Consider the following 16957-nt stretch of genomic DNA (forward strand, 5'->3'; position numbering starts at 1 on the left):
CCGGTTGCTTGCCGAAAAATAGCCGGGGAGTTTACCTGATCGGCAGCGCGGGCGTCACGCCCGCATGGCGGAGCACAGGCATGAAAAAGGGCGACCCGGGTCGCCCTTTTTCAGTGCATCGGATTACTCCGAAAGCTTGAAGGTGATGAAGCTGGCACGGCCCTGGCGCAGCACGCGCATGGACACGGAGCGGTTCTTCGGCAACTCCTTGGCCACCTTGGCGAAGGTCTGCACCGAGTCGATGGACTGATTGTTCAGGTGGCTGATCACGTCACCCGGACGCAGGCCCATCAGGGCGGCGGGGCCGTCCTGGACTTCCCTGATCACTACACCACCCTTGATGTCGAGGCTCTTCTTCTGCTCGGCGGACAGTTCGGCGACCAGCACGCCCAGGCGGTTGCTGCTGCGCTCGGCACCTTGCGGCGCGCCGGTGGAGGTCACTTCCTCCCCATCTTCGGGCAGGGAACCGATGGTCAGCGCCAGCTTCTTGCGCGAACCCTCGCGGACCACGTCGAGGTCGATCTTGCTACCGGGCTTGAGAGCCCCGACCAGATGCGGCAGGTCGGCGGACATGACGATCGGCTGGCCGTTCATGCTGAGGATGACGTCGCCGACCTGGAGGCCGCCCTTGGCTGCGGGACCGTCGTCGAGTACCTGGGCCACCAGGGCACCGGCGGGCTTGTCCAGGCCGAAGGATTCGGCCAGGTCCTTGTTCACTTCCTGAATCACCACGCCGAGCCAGCCGCGGCTGACCTTGCCCTCGGCCTTGAGCTGGTCGGCGACGCTCATGGCGACGTCGATCGGGATGGCGAAGGACAGCCCCATGAAGCCACCGGAGCGGGTGAAGATCTGCGAGTTGATGCCCACGACCTCGCCATCCAGGTTGAACAGCGGGCCACCGGAGTTACCCGGGTTGATGGCCACGTCGGTCTGGATGAAGGGCACGTAGTTCTCGTTCGGGAGGCTGCGCCCCTTGGCGCTGACAATACCGGCGGTCACCGAGTGGTCGAAGCCGAAGGGGGAGCCGATGGCCAGCACCCAGCTGCCGACCTTCAGGGCGTCGGACTTGCCGAGCTTGACGATGGGCAGGTCCTTGCCTTCGACCTTGAGCAGGGCCACGTCGGTGCGCGCATCGGCACCGATCAGCTTGGCTTCGAGCTCGCTGCGGTCGGACAGGCGCACGATGATCTCGTCGGCGTCGGCCACCACATGGTTGTTGGTCAGGACGTAGCCGTCCTGGGAGATGATGAAACCCGAGCCCAGGGATTGCGCCTCGCGCTGGCGACCACCGCCCGGGTTACGCGGCATCTGCGGCATGCTGCGCTCGAAGAACTCGCGGAGCATGGGCGGCAGGCCTTCCAGGTCTGGCATGGCCTGGTTGCCGGCGACGGCGCGATCCGGAAGCTTCTGCCGCGTACTGATGTTGACGACCGCCGGAGAGGCCTCCTCCACCAGCGGGGTGAAGTCGGGCAGCTCTGCCCGGGCGACAAGGGTTTGACCGAGCAGCAGCAGGGCCGCGACCGCGGACATGCAGGATTTCATGCTTAGCATCGACATACAGCTCCCGTCATGAAACGAGGAATGTGAACCCGTACGAGCCGACCGGCCGGGCGGGCAAACGCAATTCGGGCCGGGGGAATCCCCCCAGCCCGATACACCATAACCAAGAATTCGCTTGCGGGACCAATGCCGAGGAGCGATCAGCCCAGGGACCCTGACAGGCTCGCATGGACATGGCCGCTCCGCCCCGGGCGTCGCTCAAATCACTGGGCCGCCTGGGGGGCTGCGGTTCCGGCCGTACGCATAGACAACGCGATACGCTCCGCAGTTCCCACGGGGATTTCGCCAACCACAGTCACCATCACGTCACCTTCGCTGGTGCCGAGCCGGCGGGATACGGCAACGGTCGGACCGAGCTCGACACGCACATCTTCCACAGACGCACCGTGCAGGGGCTCGAGGAAGACCGAGAAGCGCGCCAGGCCATCGCCATAGAGCAGGCAGGCCACCGGATCCGACGATACCGGGCTGCGACGCTGGACCGCACTGGTCAGGGCGAACCCCTCCGGCAACCAATCGGAGCGCCAGGCATTGGCCAGGGCCTTGGGCGCCTCGGCGTAGCGCACGGGCTCACAGCCCTGCCCCGCCTGGAGCTGGCTGTCACTGGGTGCTTGCGTGGTGTCGATCTGGGTGAACTGGAAACGCTCCAGCAGCATGCCCTTCTCATTGAGCATCAATGACTTGAGCGGCAGGCCGGTCTCCCGGTCCAGATGCAATTCGAAGCCGTACCGATGCTGGTCGCGCGGGTTGAGTGAGAGCACCACGGCCTGGCGCCCCGCCACCCGCGACTCACCCACCAGGCTCAGGTCATAGGACTTTGCCACCTGGGCGACATCGAGATCACGGGCCGGCCAGACCTGGCCGTCGACCATCTGGTCGGAAAGCGCACCACTCACACACTCGGTACGTCCATCCACACGGAGGATTTCCTGGGCGGGCCCATCGAGCTGCTGCAGCCTCTCACGCACCTTGCCGGCATCGACGCGATGCCAGACCTGGTGAGTGGAGAAGCTGCCGCTTCGTTCATAGATGAAGGTGCCCTGGAAATTCTGCCGCTGCTCGGCGTCAGCGAGTCGCTTCAGCCAGTCCTGTGCATCGGCGGCGTGGGCGGCCTGAACCAGCCAACCACCGCCGAGCAACACGAAGAGTGGAAATGCGCGCATGTTTCTCCTTAGCGGCTTTCCAGGCTGGCGGCACGCGCATAGGGCAGCGCACTGTCAGTCCCACTCATGGCGGCCTGCTGGGCGTGCTGGCGCAGGTAGGCCGGCAGGCGCTGATCATGCCAACCCGAGGTCGCTTGCGCGGCACCGGACAGCGGCGGACGCACGCCTTGGGAGTCAGTGCTGTAACCGGCAAGAACTGTGTCCTTGCTGGCTTGCGGCGCACTGATCACCGGCTGCGGAGCGCTTTGCTGGGCCAACTGCTGAGCACCCACCTCGTCCTGGTTGTACATGCGCACCCCAGCGAGCACGGCCAGCGTCACCGAAGCGGCAACCGCCAGGCGGCCAAGACTACGCCAAGGACCACGAGTGGCCTGGGCCGGCAGCGCCTCATCAGCCAGCGCGGCGGAAACCGCGGCGGCGATGTCGAGGCGCGGCTCGATCAGTTCCTTGTGCATGACGGCACGCGCTATATGGTAGCGAGACCAGGTGGAACGGAGCTCCTCATCGCCGCTGGACGCGAGCACACGTCGCAACTCCAGTTCATCCGCTTCGTTATCCATTACCGCGGACAGCGATTCCTGCAGGGCTTCACGACTCATGGCGATTCCTCTCTTAGCTGTCGCCGCTGTCTCAGGATTCCTGCAACAGGGGTTGCAGGGCTTTATCGATAGCTTCTCGCGCCCTGAAAATACGCGAGCGAACCGTACCAACCGGACATTGCATGACGCTGGCAATGTCCTCGTAACTCAGACCATCGAATTCACGTAAAGTCAGCGCAGTACGCAAATCTTCCGGCAATTGCTGGATGGTCCGATGGACGGTGCCTTCGATCTCATCCCGCAGCAATGCCCGTTCCGGTGATTCGTTGTCCTTGAGGGCATGGTCGCCATCGTAGAACTCCGCATCCTCGGCACTTACATCGCTATCCGGCGGGCGCCGACCGCGCGCCACCAGATGGTTCTTCGCCGTGTTGATGGCGATGCGGTACAGCCATGTGTAGAAAGCGCTGTCACCGCGAAAATTCCCGAGTGCGCGATAGGCCTTGATGAAGGCCTCCTGAGCAACATCCTGAGCTTCCTGGGCGTCGTGGACGAATCGCACGATCAGACCCAGAATCTTGTGCTGATACTTCAGCACCAGAAGATCGAAAGCTCGTTTGTCGCCTCGCTGCACCCGTTCGACCAGTTGCTGATCCTGTTCCTGGGTTAGCATGGACACTCCTCGTTGGAGCTCGAGGGGCACTGCGCCAGCCAGTGGATCGGCTTGCCAAAATAGACTCGGGCGTTGCGCAAAAGTTCTCCCCTCCAAGCAAGCTTCCTACAAGACTGTTTCCGTCTTGCACGGAATCGCGCAGCAGAGCACTGGCCACTGCTGCGCGGATAATTATTCGCCTGATTTGCCGCTGCCAGGAACGCAGAAAACGCTCCGCGGCACAACTCAACAAGCACGTCACCTCATGTGCGACGGATGTAAGAAACCAGGGGGACTAAGAAAGTTCCCGGGATTCTCTGCCGGACATAAGCCCGCTATTGTGCCGCCCACCCCCTCTATATACTAGTGGCCGCATTTTCGCGGGATCCCGACATGAGCCAACACTTTCAGCACGACGTCCTGGTGATCGGCAGCGGTGCCGCCGGCCTCACCCTGGCGCTGACGTTGCCCGAGCACCTGCGCATCGCGGTATTGAGTAAAGGTGACCTTTCCAACGGGTCAACCTACTGGGCACAAGGGGGTGTGGCGGCGGTCCTGGACGACACCGACACCGTCGACTCCCATGTCGAGGACACCCTCGTCGCCGGCGCCGGCCTGTGCCGTGAAGACGCCGTGCGCTTCACCGTCGAGAACAGCCGCCAGGCGATCCAGTGGCTGATCGACCAGGGCGTGCCCTTCACCCGCGAGGACGAAAACGCCCGCGAGGACGGTGGCTTCGAATTCCACCTGACCCGCGAGGGCGGCCACAGCCATCGACGCATCATCCACGCCGCCGACGCCACTGGCGCCGCCATCTTCAACACCCTGCTGGAACAGGCCCGTCGGCGCCCGAACATCGAACTGCTGGAACAACGCGTCGCCGTCGACCTGATCACCGAGCGCAAGCTCGGCCTCGAGGGACATCGCTGCCTCGGCGCCTACGTGCTCAACCGCGCCAGTGGCGAAGTCGACACCTATGGCGCCCGCTTCACCGCCCTCGCCTCCGGCGGCGCGGCCAAGGTCTACCTCTATACCAGCAACCCCGACGGCGCCTGTGGCGACGGCATCGCCATGGCCTGGCGCGCCGGCTGCCGGGTGGGCAACCTGGAGTTCAACCAGTTCCACCCCACCTGCCTCTACCACCCGCAGGCCAAGAGCTTCCTCATCACCGAAGCGGTGCGCGGCGAGGGCGGCCTGCTCAAGCTGCCCAACGGTGAACGCTTCATGCAGCGCTTCGACCCCCGTGCCGAACTGGCCCCGCGCGACATCGTCGCCCGCGCCATCGACCACGAGATGAAGCGCCTGGGCATCGACTGCGTCTACCTGGACATCAGCCACAAGCCGGCCGAATTCGTCAAAAGCCACTTCCCGACCGTCTACGAGCGCTGCCTGGACTTCGGCATCGACATCACCCGCCAGCCGATCCCGGTGGTACCCGCCGCCCACTACACCTGCGGCGGCGTGGTGGTCGACCGCGATGGCCACACCGACATCCCCGGCCTCTATGCCATCGGCGAGACCAGCTTCACCGGCCTGCACGGCGCCAACCGCATGGCCAGCAACTCACTGCTGGAGTGCTTCGTCTACGCCCGCGCCGCCGCCCACGACATGCTCGCCCAACTCGACACCATCCCCCTGCCCGCCCGCCTCCCGGCCTGGGACGCCAGCCAGGTCACCGACTCGGACGAGGACGTGATCATCGCGCACAACTGGGACGAACTGCGGCGATTCATGTGGGACTATGTCGGCATCGTGCGCACCAACAAGCGCCTGCAACGCGCCCAGCACCGGGTGCGCCTGCTGCTCAGCGAGATCGACGAGTTCTATTCCAACTACAAGGTCAGCCGCGACCTGATCGAGCTGCGCAACCTGGCCCAGGTCGCCGAGCTGATGATCGAGTCGGCCATGCAACGCCGCGAAAGCCGCGGACTGCACTACACGCTCGATTATCCCGACCAGCTGCCCGAGGCCCGTGACACTATCCTGGCGCCACCCATCTATGGCGATTGAAACGCAGGTGCACGCGCAGGCGCCTGTGGCTCCGCTCATCGAGTGAATCCGCGGGGATGCACAGGCCCCGCGTCATGATCGCGCCCTCGGGGCGATAGACCAGCAACACCACCATCGGCAATGCAAGGCTGTCGGGGCTCAGGCGCACGGCGCACCATTGCCCGTCGTGGCGCCGCAGCCGCCAGCCGTCGGCGTCCAGGCGCAAACCCCGGATGGATGAGGCAGACGCCAGCAGCACCTGGCGCGGCAATGTCCAGGCCGCATGGGCCAGGCAGGCGAACAGGCAGGCGAGCTGCGCCCACCGGGGCAGCTCGGCACAGGCCACGGCGACCAGCGCCAGAGAAAACAGCGACAGGTAGAGCACCAGCAGGCGCCGCGAAGGGCGCCAGTGGCATTCGAAGGCGCTACTTGGGCTGGACACGGTCCAGGATCATTTTCACCATGTACCGCAGGTCGGAATCTTCCGGCTCACCGCGCTGCATGAACCAGCCGAACATGTCCTGGTCCTCGCATTCGAGCAGCTTGCGGAAGCGCGCCTGGTCCGCCTCATCGAGGCTCGGGTACACCTCCCGGACGAAAGGTACCAGCAGCACATCGAGCTCCAGCATGCCGCGGCGGCTGTGCCAGAAGAGTCGGTTCAGTTCAGTTGCGTCGGCCATCAGAGCGCCTCCAGGGAAGAGGCCGGCATTATAACGACCCGGGCCGCATGCGGCACCCGCTGACAACCGGCATGGCGGGCTCTATCATGACGCCCCTGACCCCAATTCCTGCGATCACCGATGGCCGACTCAGCATTCTTCTGCCCGCTCACCCACGAAGGCCTGCTCGCCGTACGTGGCGTGGACGCCGCCAAGTTCCTCCAGGGCCAGGTCACCTGCAACCTTGCCTACCTGGACGAGCGCACCACCAGCCTCGGCGCGCGCTGCACCCCCAAGGGCCGCATGGTCTCCAGCTTCCGCATCCTCGCCGAGGGCGACGGCTTCCTGCTGGCGCTCGACGCCGGGCTGCTGGAAGCGCAACTGGCGGACCTGAAGAAGTACGCCGTGTTCTCCAAGTCCACCCTCGGTGACGAAAGCCCCGACTGGGTGCGCTTCGGCCTCGCCCGCGGCGACGACGTGCTGCTGGGCCTGGGCCTCGAATTGCCGCAGGACGCCGACAGCGTCGCCCGCGCCAATGGCCTGATCGCCCTGCGCCTGTCCGACGGCCGCAGTGAACTCTGGGCCCCGCGCTCCGAAGCCGAGGCCCTGCGCACCCGCCTGGCCGCGCACCTGCCCGAGGCGCCCCTGGACGCCTGGCTGCTCGCCCAGGTCCGCGCCGGCGTCGGCCAGGTCTTCGCCGCCACCCGCGAGCTGTTCATCCCGCAGATGATCAACCTCCAGGCCGTCGGCGGCGTCAGCTTCAAGAAGGGCTGCTACACCGGGCAGGAAATCGTCGCCCGCATGCAGTACCTGGGCAAGCTCAAGCGCCGCCTGCAACGCCTCGCCCTGTCCGCCGGGGAACGTCCGGCGCCGGGCACCGAACTCTTCTCCCCCGTGCATTCGAGCAGCGTGGGCGAGGTGGTGCTGGCCGCACCGACAGGACAGGGATTCGAATTGCTCGCCGTACTCCAGGAAGATGCGGTGAATGACGGACGGATCCACCTGGGGACGGCCGATGGCCCAACCCTCGACCTGCTGACACTGCCCTATACCCTGGATGCCGACCGCGAGATTCAGCGCTAGACAGCACCGGCCCGTCCCCCTTTTCAAGAGAGCATCCATGAGCAAGCTTGCAGAACGCGTCCAACAAGACCTGATCAACGCCATCGACAACGACGAGCTGGTCCTGCCCACCCTTCCCGAAGTCGCGCTCAAGGTGCGCGAAGCCGCCGAAGACCCGGATGTCAGCATCCCGGCCCTGTCCAAGGTGATCGGCAACGACGCCGCCCTCACCGCGCGCATCATCAAGGTGGTGAACAGCCCGCTGCTGCGTACCAACAAGGAAATCACCGACCTGCAGATGGCCATCAGCCGTCTCGGCATCAACTACACCTGCAACCTGGCCACGGGCCTTGCCATGGAGCAGATGTTCCAGGCCACCTCCGATGTGGTCGACCGCAAGATGCGCGAAGTGTGGAACAAGAGCACCGAGATCGCCGGCATCTGCCACGTGCTCTGCCGCCACTACACCCGCCTCGCCCCGGACCAGGCGACCCTGGCCGGCCTGGTGCACCAGATCGGCGTGCTGCCGATCCTCACCTACGCCGAGGAACACTACGAACTGCTGGCCGACTCCATCAGCCTCAACCACGTGATCGAGCGCATCCACCCGATCATCGGCGACCGCATCCTGCGTGCCTGGGAATTCCCCGAACCCATCGCCCAGGTGCCGAGCCAGTTCCTCGACTTCACCCGCAACTCGCCCAAGGCCGACTACGTCGACATCGTCCAGGTCGCCACCCTGCAGAGCTACCTGGGCAGCGAGCACCCCTACACCCAGCTCGACTGGAGCCAGATCCCGGCGTTCGCCAAGCTGGGCCTCGACCCGCAGGTGGACATGCAGGCCGACGAAGACCTCTCCGCCGCCATGGAAGCGGCCATGGGCATGCTGCAGTAATACAACTGCAACGCGCATCCGCGAAAACGTCGCTAGACTCCGGTCATTCCGGAGTCCAAGGAAGTCACGGATGCGCGCCCTACTCCTGTTCCTTTCCCTCTGCCTGAGCGGCGCCTGCGCCGCCCAGGAACTGCGCCTAACCAACGGTGAATGGGCGCCCTATCTCGGCGCGAAGCTGCCTCACCAGGGCGTCGCCTCGCGCATCGTCGCCGAAGCGTTCGCCCTCGAAGGGATCGATGTGCGCTGGGAGTTCTACCCCTGGGCCCGCGCCCTGCGCCTGGCCGAACGCGGCGAACGCGACGGCAGCGCGGTCTGGCTGCGCAGCGCCGAGCGCGACGCACGCTTCTTCGTCAGCGACCCGGTGATCGAGAGCGGCTACTACCTGTTCCACCGCAAGGACCTCCCGCTCGACTGGCAGCGGGTCGAAGACCTCGCCGGCCTGCGCCTCGGCGCTACCCTCGGCTACGACTATGGCGAGGCCTTCCAGCGCGCCGAGGCCGAGGGGCGCCTCCAGGTGCAGCGCCTGCCCAGCGAGGAACAAGGCCTGCGCATGCTGCTGGCCGGGCGCATCGACGTGTTCCCGGTGGACAAGATCGTCGCCATCGCCATGCTCCAGGACAACTTCACCAGCGCCGAGCGCGCTCGCGTCAGCTTCCATGCCCAACCGCTGCGCAGCGACACCCTGCACCTGCTGCTGTCGCGCACCGACCCGGCCAATGCCGAACGCATGGACCGCTTCAACCGGGGCCTGGCACGCCTGCGCGAGAGCGGCAAGGTCGCCCGCTACCTGCTCGAAGCCCAGCAACCGCTGAGCATGCTGCCCTAGGCCGGCGGAAAGCTGACCCGCACCCGCAAGCCACCCGAGACGCCGTCATGCAGGCTGATGTCCGCCAGGTGCGCCCGGCAGATTTCCCCGACTATCGCCAGGCCCAGCCCCGCGCCACTGACCTGCGGCGATCGCCGGTAGAAGCGTTCGAACACCTTGTCGCGATCCTCGGCGGGGATGCCGCTGCCATCGTCCTCCACCTCCAGCACCGCCGGCGCGAGCACCCGCAGGGTCACATTGCCGCCCTTGGGCGTGTGCGCCAGGGCGTTATCCACCAGGTTGCTGAGCAGCTCGTTGAGCAGCGTCGGCTCGCCCATCACCCAGGCCATGTCCTCCGCCTCCAGGGCCAGGGCGATGCCCCGCGCATGGGCCAGCGGCGCCAGGGCCATGCCCAGCTCACGGGCCAGGGCGCCCAGCTCGATGCGCTCGGCCCCACCCTCGGCGATGGCTCGCGCGCCGCTCTCGATGCGCGCCAGGGACAGCAGCTGGTTGGCCAGGTGGGTCAGCCGGTCGGTGTTGGCGGCGGTGTCCTCCAGGGTGCGATACCACTGCGCAGGCTCCCGCTCGCGCAACCCCAGCTCCACCCGCGCCTTGAGCGCCGCCAGCGGCGTGCGCAACTCGTGGGAGGCATCGGCGATGAAATCCGCCTGGCGCTGGAACAGCCCGCGCAGGCGTTCGGTGAACTGGTTCAACGCATCCACCAGCGGCTTCAGCTCGGTCTGCACCGCCACCACCGGCAGCGGGCGCAGGTCATCGGCCTGGCGCTCCTCCACGGCGTTGCGCAGCTGGTTCAGCGGGCGCAGGGCCGCGCTCACCACCATCCAGACCAGCCCCAGGGCAGCCAGCGACATCACCGCCAGGCGCCACAGGGTATCCACCAGCAGGCCCCGCGCCAGGCGCTCGCGGGCCTCCTCGGTCTCGGCCACGCGGATCTCCGCCATGCCGTTGATGCTCTCCTCGCTCACCGGCCGCAGCAGGCTCACCACGCGCACGTCGACGCCGTCGTAGCGCGCATCGTAGAAGCGCGCCAGGGCCGGGTAGTCGTCGGTGCGCGGCGTCCCACTGGGCGGGCCGGGCAGGTTCTCGTAGCCGGAAACCAGTTTCCCCTCGATGTCGGTCACCTGGTAGAAGATGCGCCCCGCGCTGTCGTACGCGAAGGTATCCAGGGCCACGTAGGGCACATCGGCCTTGAGCCGGCCGTCAGCCTCGTAGAGCCCGGCGGAAATGGCCCGCGCCGAGGCCAGCAGGGTGCGGTCGTAGGCGGTGTCGGCGGCATCGCGGGCGTTGAAGTAGGCACTCAGGCTGCCGATCAGCAGCAGCACCGCGAGCAGCGCGGCCAGGCGCCGCAGCAGCCGCCCGCGCAGGCTGCCGGCCTCACGCATCCTGGTGTTCCAGCAGGTAGCCGAGGCCACGGAAGGTGACGATGCGCACCGCACTGCCTTCCAGCTTCTTGCGCAGGCGGTGGATGTAGATCTCGATGGCGTCCGGGCTCGCCTCCTGGTCCAGGCCGAACACCTGGGAAGCCAACTGCTCCTTGCTCATCACCCGACCGGGCCGGGCGATCAGCACCTCCAGCACCGCCTGCTCGCGGGAGGTGAGCGTCAGCACCTCGTCGTCCAGGCTGAAGCGCCGCGTCCCCAGGTCATAAAGCAGGGGCCCGCAGCGCTGCTGCTGTTCGCCGCCGAGCACGCTGCGCCGCAACAGCGCCTTGACCCGCGCCTCCAGCTCGGACAGCTCGAAGGGCTTGGCCAGGTAGTCGTCCGCGCCGAGGTTGAGACCATGCACCCGGTCCTTCACCTCGCCACGCGCGGTGAGCATCAGCACCGGCAGCGTCTTGCCCCGCCCGCGCAGGCGCGCCAGCACCTCGAAGCCATCCAGCCGCGGCAGCCCCACGTCGAGCACCGCCAGGGCGTAGTCCTCGCTGGCCAGGGCCAGGTCGGCGGCCACGCCGTCATGCAGTACGTCCACCGTCCAGCCCACGGCCTTGAAGGCCTGGGCGACGCTCTCGGCCAGTTGGGGGTGGTCTTCGACCAGCAGGATTCGCAAGGCGGTGTACTCCGGAAGGCAGCGATCGGGCTGAAGTGTAACGGCCGGAAAGCCGCTGTGAATGACACGCGGGATTTCTTTCACGTTGAAAGCCTGGCGAAAGTTTCAGGCCCTAGCATCCGGCCAGGGTGGCAAGAACCACCCGCAGACGCAGGCTCCTGGTCGGGCCCGCGCTAACAAAAACAAGAATTGGAGACCAACGATGCTCACTGCCTCCCGGCAGGCGCTGCCGCCTGTTCGCACCCTCACCCTCGCCCTCGCAGGCTGCACCCTCGCCCCCTTCGCCCAGGCCGACTTCCTCAAGGACAGCTCGGCGACCCTGGAAGCCCGCAACATCTACCTGAACCGCGATTTCCGTGACGGCGACGGCCAGTCCCGCCGCGACGAATGGGCCCAGGGCTTCATCCTCAACATCGAATCCGGCTACACCGAAGGCACCGTCGGCTTCGGCCTGGACGCCCTCGGCATGCTCGGCATCAAGCTCGACTCCGGTCGCGGCCAGAGCGGCACCGACCTGCTGCCGGTGCAGGACGACGGCGGCACCCCGGGCGAATACGGCAAGCTCGGCCTCACCGCCAAGGTGCGCGTCTCCAGGAGCGAGCTGCGCCTGGGCAGCCACATCCCCGAACTGCCGGTGGTCAAGGCCAGCGATAGCCGCATCCTGCCCCAGGTGTTCGAGGGCGGATTGCTCACCTCCAAGGAGATCGAAGGCCTCAGCTTCACCGGCGGTCGCCTGCGCGAGGTCAAGGACCGCGCCTCGACCAACTCCGAGGACATCGCCCTGAACAACAAGAACCGCCGCTTCGCCAGCGCTGCCAGCGGTTCGCACTTCGACCTCGCCGGCGCCGACTACGCCTTCAGCAAGCAGCTCACCGGGCGCTACTACTTCGCCGAGCTGGACGACGTCTACCGCCAGCACTTCTTCGGCCTGCTCGCCACCCAGCCCCTGGGCGCCGGCACCCTCAGCGCCGACCTGCGCTACGCCATCAGCGACGACAGCGGCCGCGCCGACGCGGGCAAGGTGGACAACCGCGCGCTCAACGGCATGCTCAGCTACGGCCAGGGCAGCCACAAGGTCGGCCTCGGCTACCAGCGCATGAGCGGCGACACCGGCTTCGCCTACGTCGATGGCAGCGACCCCTTCCTGGTCAACTTCGTGCAGATCAACGACTTCGCCAACGCCGACCAGCGCTCCTGGCAGGCCCGCTACGACCTGGACTTCGCCGCCATGGGCGTGCCCGGCCTGAGCTTCATGACCCGCTACATCACCAGCGACAACGCCCAGGTCACCAACAGCGCCGAGGAAGGCCGCGAGTGGGAGCGCGACGTCGAGTTCAAGTACGTGGTGCAGAGCGGCACGCTCAAGGACCTCACCTTCCGTGCCCGCCACGCCGGTTTCCGTTCCACCTTCGCCCGTGACGCGGACGAGCTGCGCCTGATCGTCAGCTACGCCCTGCCGATCTGGTGATCCACAATAAGACTCCACAGGAGAACACCGATGAAGATCGCCCTCACCCGCCTCGCCCTGCTCGCCACCGGCTTGCTGCTCTCCAGCCAGCTGCTGGCCGAGCCCAAGCGCCCCGAGTGCATCGCCCCGGCCGCGCCCGGCGGCGGCTTCGACCTCACCTGCAAGCTGGCGCAGAGCGCCCTGATGGACGCCAAGCTGCTGAGCAAGCCGATGCGCGTCACCTACATGCCCGGCGGCGTCGGCGCGGTGGCCTACAACGCCGTGGTCGCCCAGCGCCCCGGTGACGCCGGCACCATCACCGCCTGGTCCAGCGGCTCGCTGCTCAACCTCGCCCAGGGCAAGTTCGGGCGCTTCGACGAGAACGCCGTGCGCTGGCTGGCCGGCATCGGCACCAGCTACGGCGCCATCGCCGTGCGCAACGACTCGCCCTACAAGAACCTCGACGACCTGGTCAAAGCCCTCAAGGCCGACCCGGGCAAGGTGGTGATCGGCTCCTCCGGCACCGTCGGCAGCCAGGACTGGATGCAGACCGCCCTCCTGGCCAAGGCTGCCGGCATCGAGCCGCGCAACCTGCGCTACGTGGCCCTGGAAGGCGGCGGCGAGATCGCCACCGCCCTGCTCGGCGGGCACATCCAGGTCGGCAGCACCGACATCTCCGATTCCATGCCGCACATCCTCGCCGGCAACATGCGCATCCTCGCCGTGCTCTCCGACGAGCGCCTGCCCGGTGACGACAAGGCCGGCATCCCCACCGCCAAGGAGCAGGGCTACGACATTACCTGGCCGGTGGTGCGCGGCTTCTACCTGGGGCCCAAGGTCAGCGACGAGGACTACGCCTGGTGGAAGGCCGCCTTCGACCAGCTGCTGGCCTCCGAGGACTTCGTCAAGCTGCGCGACCAGCGCGAGCTGTTCCCCTTCGCCATGACCGGCCCGGAACTGGACGCCTACGTGAAGACGCGGGTCGCCCAGTACAAGCAGATGGCCCAGGAATTCGGCCTGACACAGTAAGGCTCACCTCCGCAGCCGGCTGAGCGCCCCGCCAGCCGGCCCTCCGCGCCTTCGACCCGCGAGGAACTCACCATGCTTTTTCAACGCCTGTTCAGTCTGGGCTGGCTCGCTGCATGCCTGGTTTTTGCCGTGCTGGCCTGGGACTACCACGCCGCCTTCTCCTACGAGCCGGTCGGCCCGCGCGCCTTCCCCCTGCTGATGCTGGGGCTGATGGCCGCCGCGCTGCTCTGGCTGACGCTGCGCCCCACACCGGTGGCGCACCAGCACGACGAGCAACCGCTGGACGCCGCCACGCTGCGCAAGGTGGCCGCCTGCATCGCCCTGCTCGTCGTCTACGCCGGGCTCTTCGAGCCGCTGGGCTTCATCCTCTCCAGCAGCCTCATCGGCGTCTTCATGGCGCGTCTCTACGGCGGCCGATGGCTGCCCAGTGCCATCGCCGCGCTGCTGATCAGCGCCGGCCTCTACCTGCTGTTCGACAAGACCCTGGACGTGCCGCTGCCGCTGGGCGTCCTCGACTTCCTGGAGTGATGACATGGAAACCTTGAGCTACCTGGGCCAGGGCTTCGGCGTTGCCCTTTCCCCCTACAACCTGGTCACTGCGCTGATCGGCACCCTGATCGGCACCATCGTCGGCCTGCTGCCGGGCCTCGGTCCGATCAACGGCGTTGCCCTGCTGATCCCCGTGGCCTTCGCCCTCGGCCTGCCGCCGGAGTCGGCGCTGATCCTGCTGGCAGCCGTGTACCTGGGCTGCGAATACGGCGGGCGCATCAGCTCCATCCTGCTGAACATCCCCGGCGAAGCCTCCACCGTGATGACCACCCTCGACGGCTACCCCATGGCCCGCCAGGGCCTGGCCGGCGTGGCCCTGTCGCTGTCGGCCTGGAGCTCCTTCATCGGCGCCTTCATCGCCACCTGCGGCATGGTGCTGTTCGCCCCGCTGCTGGCCAAGTGGGCCATCGCCTTCGGCCCGGCGGAATACTTCGTGCTCATGGTCTTTGCCATCGTCGCCCTGGGCGGCATGGCCGGCGACCGCCCGATGAAGACCTTCATCGCCGCCCTGCTCGGCCTGTTCCTCTCCACCATCGGCATCGACGCCAACAGCGGCGTGTACCGCTTCACCTTCGACAGCATCCACGTCGCCGACGGCATCCAGTTCGTGGTGCTGGTGCTGGGCCTGTTCTCGGTGAGCGAGATCCTCCTGCTGCTGGAGAAGACCCACCACGGCCACGTCGCGGTGAAGGCCACCGGGCGCATGCTGTTCAACCTCAAGGAGGCCGCCTCGGTCGCCGTGGTCAACCTGCGTTGCGGGGTGATGGGCTTCATCCTCGGCGTGCTGCCGGGCGCCGGCGCCACCCTGGCCAGCGCCGTGGCCTACATGACCGAGAAAAAGCTCGCCGGCGACAAAGGCAAGTTCGGCCAGGGCGACATGCGCGGCCTGGCGGCCCCGGAAACCGCCATCGGCGCCTCCGCCTGCGGCGCCATGGTGCCGATGCTGACCCTGGGCGTCCCCGGCTCCGGCACCACCGCGGTGATGATCGGCGCGCTGACCCTGTACAACATCACCCCCGGGCCGATGCTGTTCCAGCAGCAGCCGGATATCGTCTGGGGCCTGATCGCCTCGCTGTTCATCGCCAACCTCATGCTGGTGATCCTCAACATCCCGATGATCCGGCTGTTCACCCGCATCCTCAACGTGCCCAACTGGGTGCTGGTGCCGGTGATCGCCATCATCACCTCCATCGGCGTCTACGCCGTGCACGCCACCACCTTCGACCTGTTCCTGATGGTCGCCATCGGCATCTTCGGCTACATCCTGCGCAAGCTGGACTTCCCCCTCTCGCCGCTGCTGCTGGGCTTCATCCTCGGCGGGCTGATGGAACAGAACCTGCGCCGTGCGCTGTCCATCTCCAATGGCGAGTTGGGCATCCTCTGGTCCAGCCCCATCACCCTCGGCACCTGGGCCCTGGTGCTGGTGATGCTGGCCCTGCCGCTGGTGCGCATCTGGCGCCGTCGCGCTGCCCGCCGGGAGGCCCTGGCGGATGCGTGATGGCTGGCGCGGCTGGTGGGCGACGCCTCTGGTGGGCGCGGCGGGCGGCCTGCTGGCCAGCCTCGCCCACTGGCCGCTGCCGTGGATGATCGGCGCCCTGGTGGCGGTCATCCTGTTCCGCTGCGCCACCCCCTGGCAGATCCGTGACCTGCCGGGCGGGCGCAAGACCGGGCAATGGATCATCGGCATCGGCATCGGCCTGCACTTCTCCCCCGAGGTGGTGGAGCAGGTGCTGGCGCACTTCTGGCTGATCCTCTTCGGCGCGCTGTTCACCACCCTTTCCAGCGTCGCCGCCGTGTGGCTGCTGCGGCGCACCGGGGAAGACCCGGCCACCGCCTTCTTCTCCAGCATGCCCGGCGGCTCCGGGGAAATGGTCAACCTCGGCCTGCGCAACGGCGCGTCCCCCAGCCGCGTGGCGGCCGGGCAGAGCCTGCGCGTGGTGGCCGTGGTGCTCTGCGTCCCGGCGGTGTTCAAGCTGCTGCTGGGCGAGGGCCCGGCGCTGCACCCGGCGGCACCGGTGGACTGGGCCTGGCTGGCCCTGCTGGTGCCGGCCGGCGGGTTGCTGGCCCTGCTCTGGCAACGCCTGCACCAACCCAACCCCTGGCTGTTCGGCCCGCTGCTGGTCAGCGCCGGCGCCAGCATCCTCTACGACCTGCACCTGGGCCTGCCGCCCGGTGCCAGCCAGGTCGGCCAGCTGCTGATCGGCAGCGGCCTGGGTTGCCACTTCGACCGCGCCTTCTTCAGCCGCGCCCCCAGCTTCCTCGCCCGCACCCTGGCGGGCACCGCACTGATGATCGGCGCCGCCACCCTGTGCGCCCTCGGCCTGGGCTGGCTCACCGCACTGGACATCCGCTCACTGACCCTCGGCATGATGCCCGGCGGTATCGCCGAGATGAGCCTCACCGCCGAAACCCTGCAACTTTCCGTGCCCCTGGTGACCGCCTTGCAGGTCCTGCGCCTGCTGCTGGTGCTGTTCCTCGCCGAACCCGCCTACCGCCGCTGGCGCCAGCGCGCCCGCCCGTAGGTTGGCGCCGAGTGCAGCG

The 16957-nt window shown here is 67.3% G+C and carries 17 protein-coding genes; 9 read left to right on the forward strand and 8 right to left on the reverse strand.

What is annotated here, in order from left to right; all coding sequences use genetic code 11:
* Positions 1-123 precede the first annotated feature (123 nt).
* The 4 genes from HSX14_RS22045 to rpoE form a co-directional block, all read right to left on the reverse strand.
* A complete protein-coding gene (locus tag HSX14_RS22045) occupies positions 124-1551 on the reverse strand; it encodes a DegQ family serine endoprotease (protein WP_173172089.1) in 1428 nt (475 codons plus the stop codon).
* Positions 1552-1763: 212 nt separating this feature from the next.
* Positions 1764-2723, reverse strand: coding sequence for a MucB/RseB C-terminal domain-containing protein (locus HSX14_RS22050; RefSeq protein ID WP_173172087.1), 960 nt, complete (start codon positions 2721-2723; stop codon positions 1764-1766).
* 8 nt (positions 2724-2731) lie between these two features.
* A complete protein-coding gene (locus tag HSX14_RS22055) occupies positions 2732-3322 on the reverse strand; it encodes a sigma-E factor negative regulatory protein (protein ID WP_173172085.1) in 591 nt (196 codons plus the stop codon).
* Positions 3323-3353: 31 nt separating this feature from the next.
* Complete coding sequence (gene rpoE, locus HSX14_RS22060; protein WP_021221243.1) at positions 3354-3935, reverse strand: RNA polymerase sigma factor RpoE/AlgU; 582 nt, start codon at positions 3933-3935, stop codon at positions 3354-3356.
* A gap of 372 nt (positions 3936-4307) precedes the next feature.
* On the opposite strand from rpoE, the gene nadB reads away from it, so the two are divergent.
* Positions 4308-5924 (forward strand): L-aspartate oxidase, encoded by a 1617-nt coding sequence (nadB, locus tag HSX14_RS22065; protein ID WP_173172083.1) that lies wholly within the window; start codon positions 4308-4310, stop codon positions 5922-5924.
* Here the strand turns inward: nadB and HSX14_RS22070 are convergent.
* Together HSX14_RS22070 and HSX14_RS22075 are read right to left on the reverse strand one after the other, a co-directional pair.
* Positions 5893-6345, reverse strand: coding sequence for a protein YgfX (locus tag HSX14_RS22070; protein WP_173172081.1), 453 nt, complete (start codon positions 6343-6345; stop codon positions 5893-5895). The genes nadB and HSX14_RS22070 overlap by 32 nt on opposite strands.
* On the reverse strand, positions 6329-6583 hold the full coding sequence (locus HSX14_RS22075; RefSeq protein ID WP_173172079.1) for an FAD assembly factor SdhE: 255 nt from the start codon (positions 6581-6583) through the stop codon (positions 6329-6331). The genes HSX14_RS22070 and HSX14_RS22075 overlap by 17 nt, the downstream gene beginning before the upstream one ends.
* A gap of 120 nt (positions 6584-6703) precedes the next feature.
* Here HSX14_RS22075 and ygfZ point away from each other — a divergent pair, with 120 nt between their 5' ends.
* From ygfZ to HSX14_RS22090, 3 genes are all read left to right on the forward strand, one after another.
* Positions 6704-7645 (forward strand): CAF17-like 4Fe-4S cluster assembly/insertion protein YgfZ, encoded by a 942-nt coding sequence (gene ygfZ / locus HSX14_RS22080; RefSeq protein ID WP_173172077.1) that lies wholly within the window; start codon positions 6704-6706, stop codon positions 7643-7645.
* Between the two features lie 37 nt (positions 7646-7682).
* The gene (locus HSX14_RS22085) at positions 7683-8519 is read left to right on the forward strand and encodes an HDOD domain-containing protein (protein WP_111260507.1); all 837 of its coding nucleotides are present in this window, start codon (positions 7683-7685) and stop codon (positions 8517-8519) included.
* A gap of 70 nt (positions 8520-8589) precedes the next feature.
* Positions 8590-9345: a substrate-binding periplasmic protein gene (locus HSX14_RS22090; RefSeq protein ID WP_173172075.1), complete on the forward strand. Its 756-nt coding sequence runs from the start codon at positions 8590-8592 to the stop codon at positions 9343-9345.
* Here HSX14_RS22090 and HSX14_RS22095 read toward each other — a convergent pair.
* Entirely contained in the window at positions 9342-10727 is a 1386-nt protein-coding gene (locus tag HSX14_RS22095) for a sensor histidine kinase (protein WP_173172073.1), read from the reverse strand. The genes HSX14_RS22090 and HSX14_RS22095 overlap by 4 nt on opposite strands.
* On the reverse strand, positions 10720-11391 hold the full coding sequence (locus tag HSX14_RS22100; protein ID WP_173172071.1) for a response regulator: 672 nt from the start codon (positions 11389-11391) through the stop codon (positions 10720-10722). Before HSX14_RS22100 ends, HSX14_RS22095 begins: the two co-directional genes overlap by 8 nt.
* Before the next feature lie 202 nt (positions 11392-11593).
* Between HSX14_RS22100 and HSX14_RS22105 the strand changes: the two genes are divergently transcribed.
* From HSX14_RS22105 to HSX14_RS22125, 5 genes are all read left to right on the forward strand, one after another.
* Positions 11594-12859: an OprD family porin gene (locus tag HSX14_RS22105; protein ID WP_173172069.1), complete on the forward strand. Its 1266-nt coding sequence runs from the start codon at positions 11594-11596 to the stop codon at positions 12857-12859.
* A 30-nt stretch (positions 12860-12889) separates the two neighbouring features.
* Entirely contained in the window at positions 12890-13867 is a 978-nt protein-coding gene (locus tag HSX14_RS22110) for a Bug family tripartite tricarboxylate transporter substrate binding protein (RefSeq protein ID WP_173172067.1), read from the forward strand.
* A gap of 72 nt (positions 13868-13939) precedes the next feature.
* On the forward strand, positions 13940-14395 hold the full coding sequence (locus HSX14_RS22115; RefSeq protein ID WP_173172065.1) for a tripartite tricarboxylate transporter TctB family protein: 456 nt from the start codon (positions 13940-13942) through the stop codon (positions 14393-14395).
* 4 nt (positions 14396-14399) lie between these two features.
* Positions 14400-15914: a tripartite tricarboxylate transporter permease gene (locus HSX14_RS22120; RefSeq protein ID WP_173172063.1), complete on the forward strand. Its 1515-nt coding sequence runs from the start codon at positions 14400-14402 to the stop codon at positions 15912-15914.
* A complete protein-coding gene (locus HSX14_RS22125) occupies positions 15907-16938 on the forward strand; it encodes an AbrB family transcriptional regulator (protein ID WP_173172061.1) in 1032 nt (343 codons plus the stop codon). The genes HSX14_RS22120 and HSX14_RS22125 overlap by 8 nt, the downstream gene beginning before the upstream one ends.
* Positions 16939-16957: the final 19 nt, after the last annotated feature.

It is taken from the genome of Pseudomonas tohonis, from assembly GCF_012767755.2.
Classification (GTDB): Bacteria; Pseudomonadota; Gammaproteobacteria; order Pseudomonadales; family Pseudomonadaceae; genus Metapseudomonas; species Metapseudomonas tohonis.